The 6,718-nt window shown below is 67.0% G+C and carries 9 protein-coding genes; 4 read left to right on the top strand and 5 right to left on the bottom strand.

The window, feature by feature from the left end:
• The coding region (locus CON76_RS09590; protein WP_169929024.1) for a helix-turn-helix domain-containing protein at nucleotides 1–225 on the bottom strand (225 nt) is incomplete at its 3' end.
• A 134-nt stretch (nucleotides 226–359) separates the two neighbouring features.
• Between CON76_RS09590 and CON76_RS13715 the strand changes: the two genes are divergently transcribed.
• The 3 genes from CON76_RS13715 to CON76_RS09575 are packed head-to-tail and all read left to right on the top strand — an operon-like array spanning nucleotide 360 to nucleotide 2,884.
• Complete coding sequence (locus CON76_RS13715; RefSeq protein WP_276308999.1) at nucleotides 360–752, top strand: PepSY domain-containing protein; 393 nt, start codon at nucleotides 360–362, stop codon at nucleotides 750–752.
• Nucleotides 753–776: 24 nt separating this feature from the next.
• Nucleotides 777–1,436 carry a response regulator transcription factor gene (locus CON76_RS09580; RefSeq protein ID WP_101103125.1) on the top strand — a complete coding sequence of 220 codons (660 nt, stop codon included), beginning with the start codon at nucleotides 777–779 and terminating at the stop codon, nucleotides 1,434–1,436.
• Nucleotides 1,433–2,884, top strand: coding sequence for a sensor histidine kinase (locus tag CON76_RS09575; RefSeq protein ID WP_101103124.1), 1,452 nt, complete (start codon nucleotides 1,433–1,435; stop codon nucleotides 2,882–2,884). Before CON76_RS09580 ends, CON76_RS09575 begins: the two co-directional genes overlap by 4 nt.
• A 10-nt stretch (nucleotides 2,885–2,894) precedes the next feature.
• On the opposite strand, the gene CON76_RS09570 is transcribed toward CON76_RS09575, so the two are convergent.
• Complete coding sequence (locus CON76_RS09570; RefSeq protein WP_101103123.1) at nucleotides 2,895–4,199, bottom strand: HD-GYP domain-containing protein; 1,305 nt, start codon at nucleotides 4,197–4,199, stop codon at nucleotides 2,895–2,897.
• Nucleotides 4,200–4,325: 126 nt separating this feature from the next.
• On the opposite strand from CON76_RS09570, the gene CON76_RS09565 reads away from it, so the two are divergent.
• Nucleotides 4,326–5,051 (top strand): DUF3334 family protein, encoded by a 726-nt coding sequence (locus tag CON76_RS09565; protein ID WP_101103122.1) that lies wholly within the window; start codon nucleotides 4,326–4,328, stop codon nucleotides 5,049–5,051.
• Between the two features lie 12 nt (nucleotides 5,052–5,063).
• Here CON76_RS09565 and CON76_RS09560 read toward each other — a convergent pair whose 3' ends face one another.
• The 3 genes from CON76_RS09560 to CON76_RS09550 all read right to left on the bottom strand — a co-directional run bounded on the left by CON76_RS09560 (nucleotide 5,064) and on the right by CON76_RS09550 (nucleotide 6,717).
• Nucleotides 5,064–5,555 (bottom strand): PaaI family thioesterase, encoded by a 492-nt coding sequence (locus CON76_RS09560; RefSeq protein WP_101103121.1) that lies wholly within the window; start codon nucleotides 5,553–5,555, stop codon nucleotides 5,064–5,066.
• A complete protein-coding gene (locus tag CON76_RS09555; protein ID WP_101103120.1) occupies nucleotides 5,552–5,866 on the bottom strand; it encodes a Dabb family protein in 315 nt (104 codons plus the stop codon). The genes CON76_RS09560 and CON76_RS09555 overlap by 4 nt, the downstream gene beginning before the upstream one ends.
• A gap of 71 nt (nucleotides 5,867–5,937) precedes the next feature.
• The gene (locus CON76_RS09550; protein WP_101103119.1) at nucleotides 5,938–6,717 is read right to left on the bottom strand and encodes an oxepin-CoA hydrolase, alternative type; all 780 of its coding nucleotides are present in this window, start codon (nucleotides 6,715–6,717) and stop codon (nucleotides 5,938–5,940) included.
• Nucleotide 6,718: the final 1 nt, after the last annotated feature.

Below are 6,718 nucleotides of genomic sequence, written 5' to 3'. Positions count from 1 at the left end.
GGACACGTCGTTGAGCCAAGCGTACTCCGGTTGCTTTTTGAGCAACGTCAACGCTGCGGAAGTGTCGTGGTAGCCCATGCGTTCCTGCCGCTGCTCCCACGCCTCGCTGCGCAGGCGCAGCATGTGGTTGTAGACAAAGCGCACGCAACCAAACGTCTGGGCGAGGATGACCTCTTGCTCGGGCGTTGGGTAAAACCTAAAGCGGTATGCGCGCTTGATGTCCATGTGTGCAATTTACACGAAAACCACCCCATCCATCCAGAAGATAGCCAACCTAAAAAGGAGCGGAAACAGGGGCTTGCTGTGCAAGCCGTGCTATCCCTCCCCGGCATGAATGCCGGGGTTTCCCGCACAGATTGATGAAGTCACCCGATTTGCAGCCCTTCGGTTACCCGCGCACCACCGCCCACCCGCCAGCCGTGGGGGAACCTGCCAGCCGTCGCCTGAGGCAAATGGCCTGGGCGCTGGGAGCCACGCTGATCCTGCACGCGCCCCCCAGCCACGCCGACGACTACGACCACAACCAGGCCCGGCAGGCGGTGCAGGCCGGGCAGATCCTGCCGCTGTCGCAGATCCTGGCGCGGCAGCACCAGGATCACCCCGGGCAGGTGCTGGAGGTGGAGCTGGAGCGCGAGGACGGGCGCTGGGTCTATGAACTCAAGGTGCTGCAGGCCGACGGGCAATTGCTCAAGCTGGAGCTGGAGGCACAATCGGGGCGCGTGCTCAAGCGCAAGCTCAAGGCCGCCCCTTAACCCCACCCCCAAGGTCACTACAACATGCGCGTTTTGCTGGTCGAGGACGACGCTGCGCTGCGGCTGCAGCTCAAGAACAGCCTGCAACAGGCGGGCTATGTGGTGGACGAGGCCGACAACGGCCAGGACGCCCACCACGCCGGTGCCACCGAGCCGTTTGACGTGGTGGTACTGGACTTGGGGCTGCCGGTGCTGGACGGCCTGACGGTGCTGCAACGCTGGCGCGAACAGGGCGTGACCACGCCGGTGCTGATCCTGACCGCGCGCGACAGCTGGCACGAAAAAGTGGCTGGCATCGACGCTGGGGCCGACGACTACCTGACCAAGCATTTCCACACCGAGGAGCTGCTGGCGCGGCTGCGGGCGCTGATCCGGCGCGCGCACGGGCTGGCGTCGCCGCTGCTGGCCTGTGGCGCACTGGAACTTGACACGCGCCGGGGCCGCGTCACCTTCCACGGCGAGCCGGTGCCGCTGACCAGCCACGAATTGCGGGTGCTGGACTACCTGATGCACCAGCCGGATCGGGTGGTGTCGCGCACCGAGTTGACCGAGCACATCTACGGCCAGGACGGCGACCGCGACTCCAACACCATCGACGTGTTTGTGGGGCGGCTGCGCAAGAAGCTGTCGCCCCAGACCATTGAAACCGTGCGCGGCCAGGGTTACCGGCTCCACGTGGCATGACAAGCGCCAGCCCGGCGGCAACTGCGCCCCTGGTACGTGCCGCGTGGTGGCACTCCTTGCGCTGGCGCTTGCTGGCGGCGACGGTGGGGGCGCTGTCGCTGGCCCTGCTGCTGGCGGGCTGGGTGCTGGCCGGTCTGTTCCGCCAGCACGTGCAGGAGCAGTTCCGCAGCGGGCTGCAGCGCCAGCTGGACCAGCTGACCCGTCAGATCGAGATCGACGCGGCGGGCAGGCCGGTCGTCAACACCCAGCAACTGTCGGATCCGCGCTGGACGCAGCCGTATTCCGGCCTGTACTGGCAGGTGGATCGGCTGCAGGACAACGGCCACACGGCGGAGCTGGGCGTGCTGCGTTCGCGCTCGCTGTGGGACCAGGTGCTCCAGCCCCCCACCGCCCCGCTGCAGCGCGGTGCGGTACACGCGCACGAACTGGACGGCCCCAACCACGAACCCGTGCTGCTGCTGGAACGCCGGGTGCAGCTGCCCGGAGCGCCCTCGGTGGTCTGGCGCTTGCTGGTGGCGGGCAACTTGCAGGAAACGCACACGGCGGTGCGGCACTTTGCGGGCGTGCTGGCGGCGTCGCTGGGGGTGTTGCTGCTGTTGCTGGTGGCCGCCGCCTGGGCGCAAGTGGCGGTGGGTTTGCGGCCATTGCGATCGTTACAGCGCAGCCTGCAAACGGTGCAGCAGGCCCACACCGCGCGGCTGGAGGGCCAGTTTCCGACCGAGCTGCAACCGCTGGTGGACGACTTCAACCGCGTGCTGGCGCAAAACGAGGCCGTGGTGGCGCGCTCACGCACGCACGCGGGCAACCTGGCGCACGCGCTCAAGACGCCGCTGTCGGTGCTGCAACAGGCGGCACACAGCCATCTGCAGCCGCCGTGCCTGGAGCTGGCGCAGCTGGTGCAGGAGCAAACCCAGGTCGCGCAACGCCAGATCGACTGGCACCTGGCGCACGCCCGGGCGGCGGCGGTACAACGTCGGCCCGGACAGCGCACCGAGGTGCAAGCCACCGTACAAGGGCTGGTGCGCGTGATGCAGCGCGTACACGCCACGCGCGATCTGGCCTTTGACATTGAACTGCCCGCCACACCGCTGCACTTTGCGGGCGAGGCGCAAGACCTGCACGAAATCCTGGGCAACCTGATCGACAACGCCTGCAAGTGGGCGCAGCACCGCGTGACCGTGCGCGCCCAGGCGCTGGCCGGATCGGCCCCGCCGACGTTGCAAATGGTGGTGGCCGACGACGGCCCGGGCCTGGACGCAACCCAGCGCCAGCAAGTGCTGGCGCGCGGGGTGCGGTTGGACGAATCGGTGTGCGGCTCGGGGCTGGGGCTGGCGATTGCCCAGGACCTGATCGAGCTGTACGGCGGACGGCTGGAGCTGCAACGCGGCGCGGAAGGCGGCTTGGAGGCGCAGGTGCTGCTGCCCGCCACCGGCGCGGCCTCCGGCTGAAAGGCGCGGCCTACACCACCCGCCACGGGCTGACGACACCCGAACGCTCCGCCACCGGCGTGCGCGAGTACGCCAGCAGCTTGAGCATGGCGCCCAGGTTGATGCGGGTCTTGATCTGCGAGCCCGACACCGCGTGCTGCACGCCCATGCCACCCTGGGCGGCGCTGTACAGGCGCGGTTCGCTCACCAGCTCGCCCTTTTTGTTCAGCACCGTGGCCACCACCGGCTGGTTGGCCTTCTCGCCCTTGCGCAGCACCAGGGCGGTCTCGCCGCTTTCCAGCAGCACGAAGGTGCCGGGCGGGTACAGGCCCAGCGCCTGCAGCAGCGCCACGCCCACCTCGTCGTGCCCGGCCACGCGGTTGTGCACGATGGCGGCGCGCGCGGCGTCGGCGGCGTCGCGCCCGGCGCGCGAGGCACGCGGGCTCATGGCGGCGGTGTAGCGGTCCAGCACCTGCAGCAGGTGGATCAGGCGCTCCAGCGGCGTGCGCTGCTGGCCGACGGCCACCGTGGGCAGATCGTTGTGGTGCTGGCGCACCAGCACCAGCGTCAGCGGGTGTTCAATGCCTGCGCCCTGCAGCAGGCGCGCGCCCTCCTCGGGGTGACGGCGGATCTGGGCGCGCTGGGCGTCGGACGGCGGCTGGGTCTGCAGCGCCAGCGTGTCCTGCAGCGCGGTCATGGCCACGTTCATGGTCAGGGCGGCCTGCAGCAGGGCGTGTACCTCAGCGGCGGACAGGTGCAGCGTGGGCGCCAGCACATGCACCAGCAGCGCGCACTGCAGCGCGTGCAGCACGCTGTAGCCCCGGTAGCCCACCACCGCGCGGTGCATCAGCACGAACACGGCGGCATCGCGGTCGCGCTGCCAGATGGTTTCCAGATTACGCGCCACGCCATCGAGTTGCGCCAACAGCGGCCCTGCCTTGGACTGGGTGCCCTGCGCAATCTGGGCCAGCAGCACGCGCAGGTGTGCTTCCACCTCGTCAAGCATGGTGTCCACCGTACCGTCCACCATCTCGTTGCGCCCCAGGCTGGCGCTTTGCAGCGCGTACTGGCCGATGTACTTGATGGGGGCGTCGATGCGACTGAGCTCGGCCAGGCCCGACATCAGCGCCTGCACCGCCTCGTCGGACTCCTGGTACTCCACGTACACCGCCGGGCGCGCGCGCAGGCTCTCGAGCGTGTGGCGCGACTCGATGCGCAAGCCCTTGGCCAGCAGCACGCGGCCCTGCTCATCCAGCAGCGTGAAGCGCAACGCCATGCCCACGCGCAGTTTTTCGGGGGACAGGGCGATGAGTTGCTGCTGGGAGGACTGGGACATACGCTGGTTCTGGTTTTTTATTTCAATAGAATCACATTCTAAAGGGGGCACGCGCCCACCGCCCGCACGCTGCTATGCTGCACGCATTTCCTTGTCTGCATTGTTCCACTTAAAAATCTTGCCCACATGAGCCCTTTGCATTCCGACGATACCGTGGTGTTTGGCACCGAAGACCTGCTCAAGAGCCTGTGCAACTCCGTGACCAAGGTGCTCAACCTGGCCACAGGGGGCAATGTGCAGTATTCTGGCATGGTGCAACGCATCAATAAGACCTGCCTCAAGCCCGATATTGGCTGCTTTGTGCTGTTTGATGGCGGATTTTCCGGCCTGGTGATCCTCAACTTCACCGGCGAGGCCGCTATGGAACTCTACGAGAGCTACATGCTCAACATGGGCATGGACAAGGCCGACCTGGCGCGCTCCTACACCTCCGACGAGGTGGGCAACGTGATGGGCGAGCTCATGAACCAGGTGCTGGGCGACTTCACCAGCAAGGTGCGCCGCGAGCTGCAGACCCACATCACGCAGAACCAGCCCAAGATGCTGGTGCTCCACAAGCAGGTGCAGCTCAGCGTGGACGCCAACCTGGACCACCCCGAGGCGCGCCGCGTCACGTTCTACACCAGTAAGAACCACATCTTCTACCTGGAACTGGCGGTGGACCGCACCGAGTTCGTCAAGCTGTACGACTTTGACCAGAACGAGGAACTCGACCCCGACGCGCTGATCGCCCAGGCGCAACTGGAAGCCGAGCAGGCTGAGCAGGCCAAGGCCAGCCACGCACCCGCTACAGCCCCCCAAGGCAGCGGCGACGACGACACCGACGCGCTGCTCAAGTCGCTGGGGATGTGATCCGCTGCCCGGTCAGTCGGTGGCGATGGGGTCGGCGGCGTTGAGCGGCTGGCTGCCTTTGCTGCCGACCGGCAGGCGCTTGACGTACTTGAAGGTGCCGGTGGCGTGAGCGCACAACCTGCCTTGCGCGTCGTGGATGCGGGCCTCGGTGAAGGCCAGCGTGGCGGTGCGGTGCAGCACGGTGCCGCTGGCGCGCAACGGCCCCACGGCGGCGCGCATAAAGCTGGTTTTCATTTCGATGGTGATGGCACCCCAGTCACCGGGTTGTACGCTGCGGGCGGCGTGGGCCATCGCCACATCCAACAGGGTCATGCCCACGCCACCATGCACCACACTGAAGGAGTTGAGGTGTTCAGGCGCGGGATCGAACGCCAGCACGGCTTCACCATCCTGCCAGCGCAGCAGACGCAGACCCAGGTGCTCCACAAACGGGATGGGCACGGGAAACGGCAAGCTGGCCTCTGGCGCTGTGGCATCAAGGGTGGACGGGGCGGCGGTGGTCATGCGCGGGCCGTGGTTTCGTAATCCATGCACTGGCGCTGCTCCACCACCGCACCCAAAAAGGGCTTGATGGCCACGTGGTCCGGGTGCTGCTGGTAGGCGTCGAGCGCGGCGCGGTCGGTGAAGACGCTGTACAGCACGATGTCGTAGGTGGTTTCGAGGCCGGGGCTGGCGGTGGCCACTTCAAAGGCCAGTGTGTCGGGTGTGAGCTGGGCACAACCGCGCAGCAAAGCCACCGCCTTGGCGATGTTGCTGGCCTTGTCGGCACCTTCGGCGTGGTCCTTGAGTTTCCACATCACAATGTGTTTGAGCATGAGCGGGGCCTTTCCAGGCAATCGGCAAACAGAAAGCCCGTATTGTGCCGCCGCTCAAGCTCAGGCCAAGGTCAGACGAACACCGGGCGGCGTTTGTCCAAAAAGGCTTGGATGCCTTCGCCACCGTTGGCGTGGTGCAGGTTGCGCACAAAGTGGTCGCGCTCTTGTTGCAACTGCGTGCTCAATGGCTGGGCGAAGGCGTTGTTGGCCAACTCTTTGAAGCTGGCCAGCGCGTTGGGCGCTTTGGCGTTGAGGTTGTCGGCCAGCGCCAGCGCCTGGGCCAGCGCCTGACCGGGCTCGGTCACACGGTTGATGACCCCCAACTGGTACAGCCGTTCGGCCCCGATGCGCTCGCCACACATCAGCAGTTGCAGCGCGGTGGCGCGCGGCACCATGTGCATCAGGTTCCAGCTCGCGCCGCCATCGGACGAGATGCCGATGTTGCTGTACGCCATCACGAAGATGCTGTTCTGCGCCGCGATGATGAAGTCGCTGGCCAGCGCCAGCGAGAACCCGGCCCCGGCACACGCGCCCTCCACCGCCACGATGACGGGCTTGGGCAAGCTGCGCAGGGCCTCCACCCAGGTGTGCAGGCCTTCAATGCTGTCGGCCTGCACCTGCGGCGGCTGCTGGCGGTTGCCCAGCAGGCGTTGCAGGTTGCCACCGGCGCAGAAGGTGTCGCCCTCGCCGGTGATGACGATGCTGCGCACCTCGGGGTTGCCATCGGCAGCCTGGATGGCCTCGATGCCCGCGGCGTAGATGTCGGGCCCCAGCGCGTTGCGGTGGCCGGGGTTGCTGATGGTCAGCACCAGGGTGGCACCCTGGTAGTCGCACTTGAGCTGCGCGGTCATG

Origin of the sequence: Macromonas bipunctata (assembly GCF_002837135.1) — a bacterium.
GTDB lineage: Bacteria > Pseudomonadota > Gammaproteobacteria > Burkholderiales > Burkholderiaceae_C > Macromonas_A > Macromonas_A bipunctata.
The sequence above is the reverse complement of the archived record's forward strand: the minus strand, read 5'-3'. Positions and strand labels throughout refer to the sequence as shown.